Here is an 18740-nt window from a genome sequence, read left to right on the forward strand (position 1 = left end):
CTGCTTAGAACTGCATCCGCAAGCCGAGATTGATGCGGCGGCCGTCGTTTTCCAGCGTGAGGAACTGGCTGTCGTTGTTGGCGTACTCGTGCACCTTGGCGTTCGTCAGGTTGATGGCGTCCAGGTACAGCGACAGTTGCGGGGTCAGGTTGTAGCGCAGGCTCGCATCCGTCTGGCCGTAGGCCGCGCGGTTGCGCGGCAACGTGCTGCCGCCGCCGCAATCGATGGAGAAGTGATTGCGCCAGTTATAGCTGGCCCGTGCCTGGAACTTGCTGTTCTCGAAGAACAGCGACGCGTTGTACGACTGGCGCGACAGGCCCGGATAGCCGCAGGTCACGGGTCCCTCCGACGTATCGCGGTTCGCTTCCGCATCCACGTACGTGTAGTTCGCCGTCACGCCGAAGCCTTCCAGCATCGGGTGGATCTTGTCGAACGCAAACTGGCCGGCCAGTTCCGCGCCCTTGATCGTGCCCTTCTGGCCGTTGCGGATACGGGTGTCGTGCACGATCTCGTTCGGATACTGGGGCAGCTTCGTGTCCTGCAGCGATTTCTCCAGGAAGTCCGACACCTTCTTCATGAACAGGGCGGCGCTGACGTAGTTCGTCTTCGACAGGTACCATTCGTACGAAACGTCCAGGTTATTCGAACGCATCGGCTTCAGGTACGGGTTGCCGCCGCCGCTCGTGACATAGCCGGTACGGCCGCCATACGAATTGCTGACGCCCATCTGGTTCAGCGTCGGACGGGTCAGCGTCTTCGACGCGCCGAAGCGCAGCAGCATGTCGGACGTGAGGTCGAACTTCAGGTTGGCGGACGGCAGCCACGCGTTGTAGCTGTTGTCGACCGAATTCGTCTGCATCGGACCCCAGTTCTGGATATAGGTCGTGTCGTTCGGGCTTTGCACGGCCGACAGCAGGATACGGCTGGTGCCCGAGGACTGCGACTTCACGTGCATGTAGCGCAGGCCCAGGTCGCCGGACCAGCCCTCGCCTTCCCACCTCGACTGGACGAACGCGTTCGCCACCTTCTCGCGCACGGCCCACAGCGACGGCTTCGTGTAGTCGATCGCCATCGGGCCGTTCGGGAAGACCGACTTGTCCGCGTAATGGGCCGGGTCGTTCGATTGCGGGATCAGCGACGGCTGGTTCAGGTAAGCCATGTAGTCGTACGGATCGAAGCTCAGGAAGTTCGCCGGCACGCCGCCGCCGCTGCCGAACGGATTGCCCAGCGGCGTCACGGTGAACAGCGACGACGGCAGCGACACGTGGTAGCCGGAGAAGGCGTTCCACGAATCGGAGCTCCACTGGATGTGCTCGACCTTGCGCTGCGAGTACGCGGTACCCATCTGGAGGCCCTTGAACCAGCCCATGTCCGTGTTCCAGGTGGCGTTCAGGCGGCCTTCGTGCAGGTTGTCGTGGTTCGAGGCGATGGTGTTCCCGACGGCGTGGGCGCGCACGGCCGACGGATCTGCGATGCCGTCGCCGAAGTTCACGGTCGGCGTCGAGCCGAACGTCAGCACGTCGCCGTTCTTCGGCACCATGCCGGCCACGATCCACAGGTCGGGATAGCCGATCGCCGTGCGCGACGTCGACAGGTCGGCTTCCAGTTTCCAGTCCGGCGACAGGTTCCACTTCGAATTCAGGCCGTAGGCCAGCGTGGTCGACAGGCGGTCGCCGCCCTTGACGATCATGTCGTTCGAGTTCGCCTCGGTCAGGATGCCCGCCGCGGCCAGGCCCGGGTTGTTGGCGACGAAGTTCGCGCCCGGACGATCGAAACCCGTCACCTGGCCGTTCGCGTCGGTCTTCACGTTCAGCTGGGTCGGATTCATCCAGTCGCTGATGGCGATCACCTTGTTACGCTGGTTCAGGCGCGAATACAGGGCGTCTGCCGTGATCTTCCAGTCGCGCGACGGGTTGTACTGCACCGTCGTGTTGGCGACGAGGCGCTTGCGGCTTTCGTCCTCGTTCTGGAAGCCGTAGCTTTGCGGCATGAGCAGCTTCTTCGTCGTGACGTCGGCGGCCGTGAGCCCCTTGGAATTCAGGTTGCCGTTGATCGTCTTCACGTCCAGCAGGTTCCACGCGTCGTTGAGCGCCTTGTACTGGCGCGAGGCGCGGTCCGTGTACGACAGCGAGCCGGACACGCCGAAGTTCTTTTCCGCGTTCGCGTACGAGTACAGGGCGCTGAGGTTCGGCGTGTTCTTGCGCGAATTCGAGTCCCACGAATCCGACACGTTGACGACGGTCGAGCTGCCGGCCTTGCCGGACAGCGGGCGCGCCGTCTGGATGTCGACCGTCGAACCGATGCCGCCTTCCGGCAGGAAGGCCTGCGACGTCTTGTACACGATGGCCTTGGAGATCAGGTCGGACGACAGCACGTCGAACGAGAACTCGCGGCCACCCGTATCGCTCGTCATCGTGCGGCCGTTGATCAGGACGTTGTTGAATTCCGGACCCAGGCCGCGCACGGAGATGTAGCGGCCCTCGCCGTTGTTGCGCTGGATCTGCACGCCCGTCACGCGCTGCAGCGATTCGGCGATGTTCGTGTCCGGGAACTTGCCCGCATCCTCCGCCGACACGGCATCGACGACGCCGTCCTGCAGCCGCTTCGTCATCAGCGACGAGCTGAGTGACGCGCGGATGCCGCTGACGACCACCTGCTGCACTTCGCCGCCCGCGGGCTGCGCGGTCGCCGTCTGCGCGCCGGCATAGCCGGTGATGCACAGTTCGGCGATGACCGTCGCGAGTACGGTCTTGCTGATCCGGTTCTTGATCATGTTCTTGTCTCCAATCTCCGTTATTTGAATGTGTGATTCCTGCAAGGCGGCGACAACGTTGTCGCAAAACGGCGCAAAAAGGGGGCTCTGGCGCCGTGATCGCCGTGGTCTTTACGCCCACCGAGTTTTATTGTACGTAGCAGTGCGATCGTTGCCTCTATGGCTTCTTTACGCTCTGGCATGCCAAAAACATATAAGACGATGCGCACCGCATGTGCTTCAGTAGTTGACCGCGTAATCCTTCGGGAACGGGCGGCCTGCAAAGGCCTTCTTCTGCGTCCAGTCCTGGGCGGGGCTCGTCCAGTAGGAGTCCGTCGCCGGCAAGCCCAGCGCGAGCAGGCTTTCGGAGGCGATGTACATGCTGCCGTTGTTCGAATAGATGTCGGCCAGTTCCGGGTGGTGGCCGACGAAGCCGAGGGTCAGGTAGCCGTCCTTCGTGAAGTTCGTCGGGTCCGACCACACGGCCTCGTGCACCGCCTGCATGGCCGCCCTGACCTGCCCCTCCGGCAGGCTGGCCGGCAGCTGCTTGCGCCAGGCCAGCAGCGCGAGCGGCTGGAACACGGCCGTGCGGTACGTGAGCGAGCGCCCGATCGGCGGATACGTGCCCGTCGGCGAAATGAAGCGCTCCAGATGCTCGCCGTAGCGCTGCATGCGCTTCGTCGCCTGGGCGCGCAGGTCCGCCGGCTTGCCGTTCCAGAACGGCGCATTGTGCCGCTCCAGCACCTCGAGGATCTCGACCAGCATCGGGTACATCACGTACGAGTTGTAGTAATCGAAGTGGAACGTCTCGCCGTCCTTGATCCAGCCGTCGCCGACGTACCACTCGTTCACCTTGCGGATCGCCACGTTCGTGCGCATCGGGTCGGCCTGCTCGCCGACGGCCAGCAAGAACGCCTCGTTCATCGCCGCGAACAGCATCCAGTTGATGTACGGCGGCTCCACGCGGCGCAGGCCCTTGATCTCGGTGACGATGCGCTGCTTCGTCGTGGCGTCGAGCGGATCCCACAAGGCCTTCGGCGCACGCAGCAGCGCATTCGTGAAATAGGACGAGTCGACGAGCGCCTGGCCATGCTCGCGCCAGGACAGGTAGTCCGGGCTGTTCGGATCGACGGCGTGCGCATACGACTGCAGCGCGAGCTGGCGCAGGCGCGCGCGCAGGCGGCCTTCCGGCGTCGCATCGTCGGGCAGCGCCAGCCACGGCGCGATGCCCGCGATGAGCCGGCCGAAGCATTCCAGGTACGCGACCTGCGGGCTGCGGCCGTCCCACGTGGGGCTCAGCTCCAGCGCGAAGCGTTTTTTCAGCTCGCCCTGCGCCATCGCTTCCAGCACGGGCTCGGCCATCCGGCGCAGCAGGTTCAGCATCCACTCGCGGTCGTTCCCCGCGCGCGGCGCCGGCGTGGCCGCGTCGGCGCCCTTCAGGCCCATGGCACCGGCGGCGGCCGCGAAGCTGCCCATGAAGTGTCGTCGTTTCATGCGTCTCCTTCGTTGATTATTTGTCCACCACCAGGGTATCGCCCACGTAGGCGCGGAAGTGGCGGATGCGTCCCGGCGTGCCGTCCGGTCCCTGGCGCGGCACGTAGCGCAGGCCGGCCACGTCCATGCCGCGTCCCAGGTCGATCACGAGGCGGTGCGGGTAAGCCGCCTTGTCCGCCGTGATCCAGTAGTCGCTGTTCTGGCCATTGATCGCGTTCAGCGCCCCGCCGTCCTCCTTCGTCGCTTCCTCGCTGTCGACCCAGGCGATGGTCCAGTTGGACTGGTCCAGCGTCTTGCCGTCCTTGTCCAGCAGCGACAGTTCCGCCACGGCCGCAAACGGCTTGCCGTCGAACGCGTCGAGCGACTCCAGGCAGAACTGGCGGCCTTTCACGGCCGCGCCGAAGCGCACGTCCTGCGTCTGCGAGCCGGGCGCGAATTCGCCTTCGTGCGCCGGCTTCACGCCATCCAGCTGCACGCGCGCGGTGCTGGGCGGGCGCGGGAAATCGCGCTCGCGGTGCAGCTGGTCGAGGATCGGCGTTTCCAGGCCGGCGATCGTCGGCGTGCCCTGCCCGCGCGGTCCCGTCAGGTCCAGCACGACGACCTCGTTGCGGCCCTTGCGGATCCACGGTCCCGGCAGATACATCGTCTGCGTGGGGCCGATGCTCCAGAAACGTCCCAGGCAGCGGCCGTTGATCCAGACGACACCCTGGCCACACGCCGACATGTCGAGGAACGTGTCCTCCGTGCGCGCCGCATCGAAGCCGCCGCGGTAGAACGCGGCGCCCTTGCCGCGGCCCTTCCTGAACGCCAGCTTCGGCAGAACGCCGTCCGCGTCGAAATCGAGCGCGCGGATTTCCCAGTTTTCCAGCGGCTGCGCGGTGCCGCCTTTCGCCGTGAACGTGACAGGACCATGAATGCCCTTGCGGTCGTGGACCTCGGGACCGAAGTTCACGCGCGCGATCGTGTACAGAAGGATCTCCAGCGTCGCCGGCTTGCTGCGCGCGGGCACGTCCACCTTGTAGCGGCGGTGGCGCGTGTCGAACGTGCCGAGCTGCCTGCCATCGAGCGTGACCCACGCGAGGTCGCGCGCACGTGCCACTTCCACGACGCCCGCCGGGCCGGCCGGCAGGGTCACCCGATACGAGACGAGGCCGCGGCTGATGTCGTACTGCTCGATCGGCCGCGGCGACTGGTCCTTGATCACCCGGGCCGGCAGCGCCGATTTGACGGGCACCGATTCCGCCAGCGCGAACGGCGCCACCGTCATGACGGGCATGGGCGGCGGCGGCGCCGGCAGCTTTTCGCCCGCCGCCAGGAACGGCGTCATCGCCGCGCGGTACGCGTCGAACTTCGCGCCGATCCATCCCGCCTCGCTGATCGGCGCGTCGTAGTCATAGCTCGTCGTATCGGGCCGGAACGGGCGGTCGCAGCCGCCCCACAGGCCGAACGTCGTGCCGCCGTGCGCCATGTACAGGCTGAACGAACCGTTCGCCTTCAGCATCGCGGCGATGTCCTTCGTCGCGCCTTCCACGCCGCCACGGCGGTGCGGCGATCCCCACGTGTCGAACCAGCCGGAGTAGTACTCGCCGCACATGCGCGGGCCCTTCTGCACGGCGTCCAGCGCCTTGAAGCCGGCCACCGGGTCGCTGCCGAAGTTCGCCACCGAGAACAGTTCCGGAATGTGCGTGCGCGCCACGGCATTCGTCGGATTGCACTGGAACAGCGGCACGTCGAAGCCCGCATCCAGCAAGGCCTGGCGCAGCACGCGGAGGTAACCCACGTCGTCGCCGTAGAAGCCGTACTCGTTCTCGACCTGCACCATCAGGATCGGACCGCCGTGCGTGACCTGCTGCGGCCCGAGCACGCGCCCCACTTCCTTCAGCCAGCGCCGCGCCGGCGCGAGGTAGGCCTCGTCGCGCGTGCGCAGGAACGCGTCACCGTCGTGCTTCAGCAGCCACCACGGCAGGCCGCCCATCTCCCACTCGGCGCAGGCGTACGGACCGGGACGCAGGATCACCCACAGTCCTTCCTGCTGCGCGAGCCGGCAGAACTCCGCGGCGTCGCGCTGCGCGGCCCAGTCGTAGCGGCCCTCTCTCCATTCGTGGTAGTTCCAGAACAGGTAGGCGCACACGGTATTGAGGCCCATCGCCTTGATGGTCTTCAGGCGGTGCGCCCAGTACTCGCGCGGCACGCGGGCGAAGTGCATCTCGCCGCAGCGGATCTGGATCGGTTTCCCGTCCAGCAGGAAGTCGTGGTCGCCGATCGCGAAGCGCCGGGAGGCCGCCGCGTGCAGTGTGCCCGTGAAAGGCAGCAGGGCCGCGCCCTGCAGCAGGCGGCGGCGTTGGAAACTGATGGTCATGTGGTCGTAAGAATAAATGAAGAATCAGAGCTTGCCGCGCAGGCCGAACTTGATGGTGCGGCCATCATACTTCGCATAGTCCATGCGGGTGCGGTGGCCGTCGCCGTACTGGCCCGTCGCATCCTCGAAGTAATCGTACGACAGCGTGTTGGTCAGGTTCAGCGCGTCGAGACGCAGTTCCAGGTTCTCGGTCAGCTTGTAGCTGATGGTGCCGTCCAGGTAACCGCGGGCGGCGCGCCAGCGAATCAAATCGTCGCCGTTGTTCTTCGGATTGTCGCCGTGCAGCGAGCGGCCCTTGTAGTTGTACGACAGGCGCATCGCCAGGGGGCCGCGCTCGTAATACGTCGTGAAGCTGTACGCGTACTTCGGCACCGAGTTGACTTCGATTTCCTTGCCGGCGTTCGTGATCCATTTCTGGCTGTTGAACGGATCGATGTGCGTATAGCTGGCCAGCGCGCCCAGGCCCTTGAACGGATCGGGCAGGAAGTTGAAGTCCTGCTGGTACGCGAGCTCGTAGCCTTTCAACGTCTGCTGGCCGGCATTGCCGTAGGTGCGCAACGTCATCGGCAGGTTCGGATCGACGTGGCCGTTCTTGTCCTGGAAGATCGCGCCCAGCGCCGTATCCGGCAGGCCCAGTGCGCCGAACGTGGTCTGCGTCGTGCTCGACACGGTGGCGTCGGTCAGATCCTTCTTGAAGTACGCGGCCGACAGGAGGCTGCCCGGCTTGAAGTACCACTCCAGGCTCGTGTCGAGGTTCTTCGATTGCTGCGGCTTCAGGTTCGGATTGCCGGCGGTGGCCGTGTTGTCGAACGGGTTCGGGATGACGGTCTGCGCGGCGATGATCGACAGCGATGCGCGGCTGATCGTCTTGCCGTACGACGCGCGCCAGATCAGGTCTTCCGTCAGGTCGTACGCGGCGCTGACGGCCGGCAGCACGTTCGTATACTTGCCGTGTTCCTGGTTCGGCAGGTAGGCGCCGCCCGTGCCCGACTTCTTGTAGTTGTCGATGCCCAGCTTCGTCTGCGCCCAGCGCACGCCGGCGTTGATGCGCAGTTCGCGGGAGAGCACTTCGCCCTTGAAGTCGGACTGCACGAAACCGGTGGTGACCTTCTCTTCCGCGCCGAAGCTCTGCGCCGGCGTGAAGGCGGCAGGCGTGTTGTAGGCCAGCGGGTCGTACGTGGAATACGTATAGCTGCGCGTGAACGTGCCGAATTGATGCGGCCAGCCGTCGCCCATGTCCAGGTTCGAGATCGGCAGGGCCGACACCATGTTGCTGCGCAGGCCCGCGTCGCCGAACGATTTCAGCTTGGCCACCATGGCGGTCGTGCCGTTGCGCTTCTCGATCGTCTTCGTCGTGTCGACGTACACGAGGCCGCCCTTGAAGTGGCCCGTCCAGCCGCCCCACAGGTCGTAGTCCTGGTCCAGCACGAGGCGCGCCTGGCGGCCCTTGTCCGTCTCGCGCGTCCAGCCGGTGTTGATGTCGAAGCCCGTGAAGTTGGCGGGGTTCGTGTAGTCGACGTTCGACGACATCGACGGGTACACGTGGTCCGAACCGTAGTCGATGGTGGAATCGACGCCGAAGATCTGGCCCGACAGCGTGTCCTGGTAGCTCTTCGCGTCGCTGTTGTTCGCGGACAGCTGGCCGGTCAGCACGGTGCCCTTTTTCACTTCCCAGCGGCCGTTCAGGGCGAGGTAGCCGAACTTCGTCTTGTCCTCGCCGTACGTGACGCCGCTGCTGTACGACGTATTGCCGAAGGTGCCCGTCAACAGGTTCGACGCCGGGTCGATGTGCACGTCCAGCGGCACGAGCCCATTGTGGCCCGCCTGGCCGGCCGGCGCGGCGCGGTTCGTCGTCTTGCTGTTGCGGATCAGGATGCCGTAATACAGTTCGTCGCGGCTGTTCTGCAGTTGCGAGGCGAGGCCGTCCAGGCTGATATTCAGGCCGCCTTCCTTGTACTGCAGCGACGTCACGAGGCCGTCGCGCGTGCGGCGGTTCTGCGAGCCGTAGAAGCGGTAGATGCGGGGCAGCAGCGCGTTGTCGACCTGGTCGCGGGTATAGCCGGACAGGTTCGCGCGCGGATCGTCGTAGTCCAGCTGCAACGCGAAGTTGCCCAGCACGGGCGAGGCGCTGCCGCGGCGCGAGCTGTTGTAGCCGCCCGTCGCTTCGAAGCCGGAGCGGTTGTTGACGGCCTTCGAGTGCGACGCGCCGGCCAGGAAGCCCCAGTTGCCCCACGTGTTCGAATACAGCGCGAACAGGTTCGGATCGGTCTTCTCCGACATCGTGTTGAAGGCGGCCGACACGCCGTAGCGGACGGTGCGCTTCGGATTGTCGAACGGACGCGGTGTCTGCAGGTCGACGACGCCGCCCATGCCGCCTTCCGGCAGTTCGGCCAGCGGGGATTTGTAGAAGTCGACGCGGCCGAACAGTTCGGATGCGAACACGTCGTAGTTGAAACCGCGCGCCGCGCTGCCGATGGTGCTCGTCGACGTCGTGTTGACCGGCGCGCCGTTCAGCGTGGTCACCGTGTATTCGGTCGGCAGGCCGCGGATCGAGATGCGCTGGCCTTCCGCCGAGCTTTCGTCGCGGTTCAGGATCACGCCCGGCACGCGCTGCAGCGACTCGGCCACGTTCGCCTCGGGGAATTTGCCGATGTCCTCGGCGACGATCGAATCGCGCACGCCGATCGCCTGCTGCTTCAGGTTCAGCGCCTTCTGCAGGCTGGAACGGAAGCCCGTGACGACGACCGTGGTCGCGGCGGGTGCGTCCGCGGCCGGCGGTGCCGGTTCGGTGGTCGGCGCGGCGGGCGCCGTCGCATCCTGTGCCAGGGCCTGGTTCCCATAGGCGGCGGCCAGCGCCACCGGCAGCAGCGTGGCGAGCAACTTCTTGTTCATCTTGTCTCCATTCTTGTGTCGTTATTGGAACATAGGTGCCGGTCTGGGGCACGACTAACGGTGGTCTTTACGCCGGCTGGTGGTCACGTTACCACAAGCGATTATTAAAGGGCAATAGTGCACGCACGAATCAAATCAGGGCGTAACTCATTGTTTTTATTCGATATTGTGAGCCATTTTGGCAAATTCTGTGTCGCACAACCACGACAGGCATGCCAAACGGTCATACCTTTGACGAATTTTGTGATGTACGTTGTCTCATTTTTCCGTCAGACTTCCCACCATGCGTAAAGTCAGCAAACTCAGTGAAGTCGCCCGGCTCGCGGGCGTGGCCCCGATCACGGCATCGCGTGCGATCCGCGGCGCGGGTTATGTGTCGGCCGAGACGCGCGAGCGCATCATGGCCGCCGCCGCGCAGTTGAATTACACGCCCGATCCGCTGGCGCGCCGCATGCGCGGGGACCGCAGCCGCCTGCTCGGCGTGTTCGTCAACAATTACGGCCCCGTCGTGCTGCACGAGATCATCCGCGCGTTGAGCACGCACGCGCGCGCCCAGGGCTACGACCTGCTGCTGTTCAACGCGGAACGCTTCGACAGCCCGGACCGCATGGCGACGTGCGACCTGCTGGGCAAGCTGTGCGACGGATTGATGGTCGTGATGCCCGGTGCGGACGACCGCTTCCTGGACGCCATCGAGCGCCAGCAGGTGGCCAGCGTCGTGATCTGCTTCGATGCGCGCCCCCTCGCGGTGCCCGTCGTCGCGGCGGAAAACCGCCTCGGCGCGCGCGTGGCCGTGAATCACCTGCTGGAACTGGGCCACCGCCGCATCGCCTACATCGCCGGCAATCCGGGCACGGGGCAGAGCGCGGAGCGCGAGCGGGGCTACGTCGATGCGCTGCAGGCGGCCGGCATCACGCCCGATCCGGCGCTCGTCGTCAACGGCGCGTTCGTGCAGCCGGGCGGCTATGCGGCGACGGAACAGCTGCTCGCCCTCCCCGTCCCGCCGACCGCCATCTTCGCCGCGAACGACGAGATGGCGTTCGGCGCCATCGACGCCATCAACAGCCGCGGATTGAAGGTCCCGCATGACATCTCCGTGATCGGCTTCGACGACATCCCGACCGCCAGCTGCGTGTTCCCGAAGCTGACGACGATGCACCAGCCGTTCGATACGATCGCCGCCTATGCCGTGCGCGAAGTGGTGGGCATGATCGCGGGCCAGACGACGGGCCCGGCGCGCATCGCCTTCCCCGCCAGGCTCACCGTGCGCGATTCGACGGGACCGGCGCCGCAGGCGGAATCTATGCCGACGACGCCGCGCCGACCCGCCCGCGCGCGGCGCGTGCCAGTGTCCTGAACATGACCAGGCTGGTCCCCGCCAGCAGGCCGCCGACGAGCAGCGTCAGGCCGTAGAGGTGGCCCGTCGTGTCGAGCAGGGGACCGAGCAGGAAGCTCAGCACGATGTTGGAGGTGGAGAACAGGACGCGCTTGGCGCCGTCGAACTGCAGGAAGCGGGCACGGGGGAACAGCACCATCGGCAGCGAGGCGGACGCCGTGTAATACGTGCCCGCCACCACGGCGTGCAGCACGTAGACGATGGAAAAACTCTGCAGGTCGTGCACGGCGAGGAAGCCGCCGGCGCCCACGCACAGGTACAGGCCCATCGCCCACACCGTCACGCTCGCGGCGCTGTAGCGGTCGACGAGCCAGCCGATCACGTACGACAGTCCGATCGACAAGGTGTACGACAAGGCGAGCAGGCGGCCCAGGGTGGCCTTGTCCATGCCGATCGATTCCGCGTACAGCTGCGAGAACGTATTGAAGGGCATGAACGTGAGTTCGGACGCCGTCAGGGCGAAGAACACGAGCAGGAAGTAGCGGTCCGACAGGCAGTCGCGCCAGTACGCGCGGCCCATCGCGCGCCACGTCATGGCATCCTGGCCATCCACCGACGGCGGGCCGTACTCGCCCTCGTTCAAGCGCAGGCACATGAGCATGACGGCGACGCCGAAGAACAGGCCGATGCCGAGGAAGACTTCGCGCAGATGGTGTTCCGTCAGCCTGAAGAACCACAGGTTGAACAGGATGCCGGCGACGAGGCTGACGATGCGAAACGCCGCGTAGAAGCGCCCGAGCACGGGCCGCGGCACGATGTCGTTGACGAGCCCCGCATACAGCGCGAGCGTGACGAGCGCGACGCCTTCGAACACGGTCCAGAACAGGCAGAACCACGCGAGCACGCAAGCGTCCACGCCGGGTGACAGCGACCCGAGCAACTGGTCGGTGACGCGGCCGAACGTCGCGCAGTTGCCGAGCGCGATCAGCACGAGCGCGGCGACCGGCGTGATCCCCATCAGGAACGGCAGCCGCCTGCCCCAGCGGCTGCGGAAACGGTCGGAGCGGAAGCCGACGATGGGCACGAGCACGGCGCCCAGCAGCGCCGGCAGCGCGGACACGAGCACGGCGATCATCGTGTCGCTGGCGTGGTGCTGGCGCAGCAGTTCCATGACGCCGGGGATGGCCGAGCGGTCGCGGAAGGCGATGGCGAACTCGCCGAACAGCAGCCAGAACATGACGATGGCGAGGCCCGCCGTCGTATAGCGCAACGTACCGACGGCGTGGGCGCTTTTGTCTTCCAACATGGACGCGTTTCCCACTAACAAGGGCTAAAGCATCGCCGCAGCGTAAAAAAAGTGCAAGCTTTTAATTTCCCAAAACCGGGCTCTGACCCCGGTTCTTGGAAATTAACCAAAAAAAAGCCTGCCATCCCTGGGCAGGCCGAACACGGGCACTCGGGCCCGCGAAGGAGAGAAAACAAGGGGCCAACTAAGGGGCCAGTTTCGCCATTTCGGACGCGACCAGCAGCACCGCGCCCACGCCGAAATGCGCCGTCGAGTTGCGGTCCACCACCTGGCCGGGAATCGCGCGGTCGCCGATCGGCTGTACGTAGCCCACCTTGCCGTCCGCCTGGATCGCGGTGCGGGTCAGGTAGTCCCAGCCCTTTGCAGCCACCGGCAGGTACGTGCCGCGGTCGAGCAGGCCGTTGTTGATACCCCACAGCATGCCGTAGGTGAAGAACGCGGTGCCGCTCGTTTCCGGGCCCGGCGCGTGGGCCGGGTCGAGCAGGCTGCGCGTCCAGTAACCGTCCGGCGCCTGGATGCCTTTCAGCGTCTGCGCCATCGCGCGGAAGCGCTCCTCGAACATCGGCCGGTACGGATCGTCGCGCGGCAGGTCCGCGAGCACCTTGGCCAGCGCGGCGAACACCCAGCCGTCGCCGCGCGCCCAGAAGTCCTTCTTGCCGTTCACGCTCCGGTGCTGCGGGTAGACGTAGCGCGCGTCGCGGTAGTACAAATGCGTCTCGGGGTCGTACATCAGACTGTTCGCGTACTCGAAATACGCGACCATCTTGTCGAGGTAGCGGCGGTCGCCCGTCAGGTGGTACATCTTCGTCATCACGGGCATGACCATGTACAGGCCGTCCGCCCACCACCAGTAGTCGACGCGGTCCGTGCCGATCTCGTGCCCCATCACCTCGCGCGCGCGGGCGACGCGGCGCGGGTCCTGCGGGCCGAGTCGATACAGGTCGATATAGCTCTGGAAGCAGACCTGCCAGTCGCCGAACAGCACGTGGTCGTCCGTCTCGCCGTACGTGAGCTTCCACTCGGCCTTGTTGTCGGACCTGGCGCCCTTCCAGCCGTTGTACTCGGCCCACCGCTCGGAATACTGGCGGTACGCCTCGTTGCGCGTGACCTCGTAGGCCGCCAGGTTGCCCGTGTGGTAGACGGCCACGTTCCAGAACGCCGATTCCGTCGGCGGCGTCGTGCGCTGCCAGTAGCCGTTCACCTTGTCGATGACGGCGAGCGCTTCGGCCCGCGTCGGGATCGAGGTGCGTGCTTCCTGCGCGGGAACGGCCGCGCGATTACTCGTCATGTCCGCGCAACCGGCCAGCAGGAGCATGCCGCTCGCCAGGATGGCCGCCATCGTTCGCTTCTTCATGTGGATCCTTCAGGTTTCAAGTCGCTATCGCTACGTTCAGGTCGCCGCTGCCGAGCGGCTGCGCGGACGCCAGCCGGATGCGGTACAGCGCGTCGCCCCATTCATGCTTCAGGCCCGCGTCGTCCAGCGCCAGACGTTCGACGTCGGCACGCAGCGCGCGCGGATCGAACTTCAGGTGCACGGTCCGGCCACCGGCCACGGGCAACGCGACGACGCCCGCCTGCGCCGCATCGGGCTTGCGCGGCGTGACGAAGACGAGGGCCACGGGCGCGGGACGGGCCAGCGCGAACGTCTCGCGCAGGTTCACCGTGCCGGCGGCGCGGTCGAGCGCGATGCGCCGCTCCCACGTCCTGATGCCCGCCTCGGGGCCGTACGCGGTTGCCAGGTCCATCGTCATCCCCATATCGTCGACGCGCACCCGGCTCGCCCGGTCGCGCGCATCCCGGCCAGCCTGCATCCGGCCGCCCACGAGCGGCAGGTTGTGCCAGCCCGATTGCATGGTCCAGATGGTGTACCGGTCCTTGCTGAACGTCTTCGCCGTATAGGCTTCGACGCCGGGGTCCACGAACACGGGCAGGCCGTCGTGGAACACGATGAAGCTGCCGGAATCGTGGTGGCCGTGGCTGCGCGCGTTCGACGCCGCCTGCACGGCCAGGAAGAATCCGTGCGCCGAGCCGCCCTGCGCCCGCGCCGTCATCAGGCCGAGCGCGGGATACCAGGATGCGCGCCGCAGGGCGTCGCGGCCGGGCGTCGCCCGCATGCGCGCGACCTCCAGCACGTCGGCCACGTCGCGCGCGAGCCGGCCCTGGTCGGACAGCGCGATGCCGCGCGCGGGCGCACGGAACGCGCCGAACGCGGCCAGGTCGGCGTCGCCCGTGGCGCGCCCGAAGCGGTGCAGCAGCGGCGGCGAATGGTGCACCTTCGCGTGCGCATCGCCATAGTTCACGTACCAGTCGCCCGCCACGTGCACGTCCAGCACGTAATGGCCCATGCGGCGCACGAACGGGTCGGCCGCCAGGTTCACCGCCCCGCCGGTCGCGGCGTCCAGCGCCATCAGGCTGTCGAGGTAGGGACCGGCGGACAGCGTCCAGTAGCCGGGGCCCTCTTCGCATGCGCCGTCGTCCGAGTAGTCTTCCAGGAAGCCGTCCAGGCAGCGGCAGATCTTCAACGTGGCCGCGATGCGGCGCGCCGGATCCGGCTCCAGCAGCAGGTTCGCTTCGAGCCAGCTGGATGCGATCCAGGACGTCCAGTTGTTCAGCGGTTCCTTCTTGTCCTTCAGGCCCATCCACTTGAAGTCGTCGCGGGTAAAACCCGGATCGAGGATGCGGCGCTTCACCTCCGCCGCGATGCGCACGGTGAGCAGCGGCGACACCGTGCGCAGCTGCTCGCCCACCAGCTCATGGACATAGGCCAGCGTGACGCCCGTCTCCGCCGCGAACAGGTCGATCACGGGTTCGGCAGCATCGGGCAGGCCGACGCCACGCTCGAACATGCCGCTGTGGGCCGGCAGGCCCCAGAACGTTTCCTCGCACACGTGCCAGACACCGTCCGCGATCGCGTGCAGGTAGCGGCCCTGCCCCTGCACGCATTCGGCCAGCACGAGGCCCGCCAGCCGGCTGCGGCGCTCGAAATAGCGTTGTTCGTAATGCGTGCGGTTGCCGTTCTCCGCGAATTCCAGGAACAGGCTGGCCGGCAGTTGCGGCCACTCGGTGCCCAGCCAGGCGTCGGCGCGGGCGATCAGCGCCGCGGCCACGTCGGCCGGCACCTGCGCCCACGCGGCGCGGTCGCCCGCCCGCGGATACGGATGCCACGCCCCGGGCGGCGGCAGGCGGCGGCGCAGCAAGGCCTCGTCGACGACGGCACGCAGGTAGCGCTTGGGCACGCGCGGCGCCGGGGCCGCACCGCCCTGCTCTCCCGCCGGTCCGGCCGCCGCGCGCAGGCCGGGCGCGCCCAGCAGCGCCAGCGCACCCAGTCCGCGGGTCAGCGCATTCCTTCGATTCATGTCGTCTCCCTGATGAGTTGTGACAACGTTACCACTCACGTTCGCAAAAGACAATAGGGTTTCGCTCAACCCGGTGGTCGATTCAGGGAGCGCGGCGGGGTGGTAACGATGCCATCGGGGCCGTCAGCCCTTCGGTGCGGGCCCCGTGGAATCGCGGATGACGAGGCGGGCCGGCAGCTCGATGCGGAAGCCCTCGGCCCGGCCGTTGCGCATGGCGTCGACCAGTTCCGCGACGGCGCGCACGGCGATCTCGTTCAGCGGCTGGCGCACGGTGGTGAGCTTGGGGAAAACGACGGCCGCGCGGATCACGTCGTCGAAGCCGACGACGGAGAGATCGTCCGGCACCTTCAGCCCGGCGTCGGAAATGGCGTCCATGGCGCCGAACGCCATCGCGTCGTTGGCGGCGAAGATCGCGGTGGGCGGTGTCGGCAGTTCAAGAAGCGCCTGCGTCTCGGCAAAACCGCTGGCATCGTTGAAATCGCCCTGGCGCAGATAAGCCGGCTCGATCGCGATGCCGGCCGCGCGCAGCGCATCCTCGTAACCGCGCTGGCGCTCCTCGCTCTGGCCCGTGAACGACGTACCGGCGATGAAGGCGATGCGGCGGTGGCCCAGCCCGAGCAGGTGCTCGACGGCGCTCTTCGCCGCCATGCGGTTGGAGCCGAGGACGACGGGCAGGTCGATCGGGCGCGCGGCGAAGCTCACCAGCACGCACGGGGCGTGCGCGCGTTCCAGCCTGACCAGCAGGCCGTCGTTCGCGTCCGGCAGCAGCAGGAGCAGGCCGTCGCACAGCTTGCGCAGCATCTCGGCCGTGCCGGCGCGGCGCGCATCGTCGAAATGGTCCGCGTTGAAGACGATGAGGTCGAAGCCGAGCCGGCGGGCCTCGTCGTTGATGGCGCTGAGCAGCTCGTGCATCACGAGCGAGCGGAAGCCGTTGACGAACACGCCGACGAGGCCCGAGTTCCCGCCCCGCATCTTCTGCGCGAGCATGTCCGGCGTATAGTCCAGCTTCGCGGCCGCCGCGAGCACGCGTTCGCGCGTCTCCTTCGCCACCCGCCCCACGCCGCGCAGCGCGCGCGACGCCGTGATCAGCGATACGCCCGCCTCTTCTGCCACTTCCGTCAACGTACTTGTCTTCTGCATCCCCCAACGTTACCTGAATGGTAGCGAACAGGCAAGACCAGGGAGGACGGGGACCGGCGCTCAGTGCAGGTCCACCTGCGCCCGCAGCGCCGGGCCGCCATCGACACGAGGGCCGCCGCGGCCACGACCATGAACACCTGGCCGAACGGCAGCTGGCGCCGCGCCAGCTCCGCCACGAGGAACGAGCCGGCGATGCCGCCGAAGCGGCCGATCCGCAGCATCCACGCGGCGCCGGTGGCGCGGCCCCGCGTCGGGTAGTACGCGGCCGCCCAGCGGGAACAGCGCGGCGATCAGCGTGGCCGTCTGCACGGGCAGGCCCGCCTCCTTGAACAGGATCGGCATCCAGTTGATCAGCGCATAGAAGATGGCGAGACCCATGAAGTATGCGAGCCACAGCATCAGGGTGTCGACGGCGTACGAGCGCGCGAACAGCACCTTGACGCCGCCGGTCCGCGCGCGCGGATCCGCTCCGCCGGCGCGCCGCGCGCGACCATGTAGCGCACGGATTCCGGCAACCTGAACGCCATCACGAGCAACAGGACGAACAGCGCGATGCCGCCCAGCGCCAGCACTCTGCGCCGGCCCCATTGCGGGATCATCCACGCGGCACCCAGCGGAAAACCGCAGAACATCGCGTTCGTGATAGCAGCGACGGCGCGATGAAGCCGATGGCGGCCGTGTCGAAGCCGTCCAGCAGCACGATGAAGAAGCACGTGGCGAACACGAGCCACTGGTAAGGCGAAAAGGGATGGCGGTTGATGAATGCCTGGACGTCGAGGTCCTGATGGGTCATGACGGTCTCCAAAGATGCCGGCTTCGCGCCAGCGTAGCAATGCCGCGTTCGATAGTCAATCACCTGTTCGATTATCGAACGTCATTGCCGCGTGCGCAAAAGTGTTGCCGGCTGCCGCCGGATTATCGCCGCGGGCCGGCGCCGCTACAGTGAAGCCATCTTTTCAACGGAGTCCTGACATGGCACACCTTCTCTCACCCACCCGCCTCGGCAACCTGACGCTGTCGAACCGCATCGCGATGGCCCCCGTCACGCGCGCCCGTTCCGGCGCCGACGGCGTCCCGACCGCCGCCAACGCCGCCTATTATGCGCAGCGCGCAGCGGCCGGCCTGATCGTCGGCGAAGCGACCAATGTGTCGCGCCACTCCACCGCGTTCGAACTGGCGCCGGGTCTGCACGACGACGCGCAGGTGGCCGGCTGGCGCCGCGTGATGGAAGCCGTGCACGCGGCCGGCGGCCGCCTGTTCGCGCAGCTGTGGCACAGCGGCCGCGTGAGCTCCTACGCGCTGCTGGACGGCCGCGCGCCGCTGGCGCCGTCCGCCGTCAACGACGACCTGCACCTGCTGCAGCCCTATGCCGCATTGGAAAACGGCTTTTATACGCGCATCGCGGCGTCGCCGGCCCGCGCCATGACCGTGCAGGACATCCACGCGGCCGTCGACGAATTCCGCGTCGCCGCCCGCAACGCCATGCGCGCCGGGATCGACGGCATCGAACTGCACGCCGCCAACGGCTACCTGCCGCACCAGTTCCTGTCGCCGCACACGAACCGTCGCGACGACGAGTTCGGCGGCTCGCTCGCCAATCGCGCCCGCTTCCTCGAACTCGTGCTGCGCGCCGTGCTGGACGAAGTGCCGGCCGACCGCATCGGCGTGCGCCTGTCGCCGTTCGCCGCCTACAACAACGCCACCGATCCCGCCACGGAAGAGACGTACGCCTACGTGGCCCGGATGCTGGGCGAGGCCGGCATCGCGTACCTCCACGCCGCGGATTCGAACGCGTGGGCCGGCGCGCCGGACATGGACCGCATCCTCGCCGTGCTGCGCCCGAATTTCGGCGGCGCCATCATCGCCAACGGCGGCCTCGATCCCGCCGCGGCCGACGCGCTGATCGCATCCGGCATGGCCGACCTGGCATCGTTCGGCCGCAGCTTCATCGCCAACCCCGACCTCGTCGACCGCATCCGCCGCGGCGGCCCGTACAACACGCCCGACCCGTTCACGTTCTATGGCGGCGGCGTGCATGGTTATCTCGACTACGAACCGCTGGCCGCCTGACCGAAAGGAAGTCGCGCCCGCTTCACCACGGGCGT

General features: G+C 67.0%; 10 protein-coding genes and 1 pseudogene. 2 read left to right on the forward strand and 9 right to left on the reverse strand.

Annotated elements, in window-relative coordinates; translation table 11 throughout:
* Positions 1 to 4 precede the first annotated feature (4 nt).
* The 4 genes from ACEN9G_RS01045 to ACEN9G_RS01060 all read right to left on the reverse strand — a co-directional run bounded on the left by ACEN9G_RS01045 (position 5) and on the right by ACEN9G_RS01060 (position 9497).
* A complete protein-coding gene (locus ACEN9G_RS01045) occupies positions 5 to 2773 on the reverse strand; it encodes a TonB-dependent receptor (RefSeq protein ID WP_413342725.1) in 2769 nt (922 codons plus the stop codon).
* A gap of 219 nt (positions 2774 to 2992) precedes the next feature.
* On the reverse strand, positions 2993 to 4246 hold the full coding sequence (locus tag ACEN9G_RS01050; RefSeq protein WP_483127590.1) for a DUF2264 domain-containing protein: 1254 nt from the start codon (positions 4244 to 4246) through the stop codon (positions 2993 to 2995).
* 16 nt (positions 4247 to 4262) lie between these two features.
* Positions 4263 to 6605, reverse strand: a complete 2343-nt coding sequence (locus ACEN9G_RS01055) for a beta-galactosidase (protein ID WP_413341322.1) — start codon at positions 6603 to 6605, stop codon at positions 4263 to 4265.
* A 24-nt stretch (positions 6606 to 6629) separates the two neighbouring features.
* Entirely contained in the window at positions 6630 to 9497 is a 2868-nt protein-coding gene (locus tag ACEN9G_RS01060) for a TonB-dependent receptor (protein WP_413341321.1), read from the reverse strand.
* Positions 9498 to 9780: 283 nt separating this feature from the next.
* Here ACEN9G_RS01060 and ACEN9G_RS01065 point away from each other — a divergent pair, with 283 nt between their 5' ends.
* The gene (locus ACEN9G_RS01065) at positions 9781 to 10854 is read left to right on the forward strand and encodes a LacI family DNA-binding transcriptional regulator (RefSeq protein WP_413341319.1); all 1074 of its coding nucleotides are present in this window, start codon (positions 9781 to 9783) and stop codon (positions 10852 to 10854) included.
* Here the strand turns inward: ACEN9G_RS01065 and ACEN9G_RS01070 are convergent.
* The 5 genes and pseudogenes from ACEN9G_RS01070 to ACEN9G_RS01090 all read right to left on the reverse strand — a co-directional run bounded on the left by ACEN9G_RS01070 (position 10799) and on the right by ACEN9G_RS01090 (position 17428).
* Positions 10799 to 12139: an MFS transporter gene (locus ACEN9G_RS01070; RefSeq protein WP_413341317.1), complete on the reverse strand. Its 1341-nt coding sequence runs from the start codon at positions 12137 to 12139 to the stop codon at positions 10799 to 10801. The genes ACEN9G_RS01065 and ACEN9G_RS01070 overlap by 56 nt on opposite strands.
* A gap of 184 nt (positions 12140 to 12323) precedes the next feature.
* Positions 12324 to 13493 carry a glycoside hydrolase family 88/105 protein gene (locus ACEN9G_RS01075; protein WP_413341315.1) on the reverse strand — a complete coding sequence of 390 codons (1170 nt, stop codon included), beginning with the start codon at positions 13491 to 13493 and terminating at the stop codon, positions 12324 to 12326.
* 16 nt (positions 13494 to 13509) lie between these two features.
* The gene (locus ACEN9G_RS01080) at positions 13510 to 15495 is read right to left on the reverse strand and encodes a heparinase II/III domain-containing protein (RefSeq protein ID WP_483127591.1); all 1986 of its coding nucleotides are present in this window, start codon (positions 15493 to 15495) and stop codon (positions 13510 to 13512) included.
* 123 nt (positions 15496 to 15618) lie between these two features.
* Positions 15619 to 16635 carry a LacI family DNA-binding transcriptional regulator gene (locus ACEN9G_RS01085; RefSeq protein ID WP_483127592.1) on the reverse strand — a complete coding sequence of 339 codons (1017 nt, stop codon included), beginning with the start codon at positions 16633 to 16635 and terminating at the stop codon, positions 15619 to 15621.
* Positions 16614 to 17428 (reverse strand): annotated as a pseudogene (locus ACEN9G_RS01090) (MFS transporter). The gene ACEN9G_RS01085 and the pseudogene ACEN9G_RS01090 overlap by 22 nt, the downstream one beginning before the upstream one ends.
* Before the next feature lie 179 nt (positions 17429 to 17607).
* Between ACEN9G_RS01090 and ACEN9G_RS01095 the strand changes: the two are divergent.
* Entirely contained in the window at positions 17608 to 18705 is a 1098-nt protein-coding gene (locus ACEN9G_RS01095) for an alkene reductase (protein WP_413343082.1), read from the forward strand.
* Positions 18706 to 18740 lie beyond the last annotated feature (35 nt).

It is taken from the genome of Massilia sp. Masssp94 (assembly GCF_059491305.1).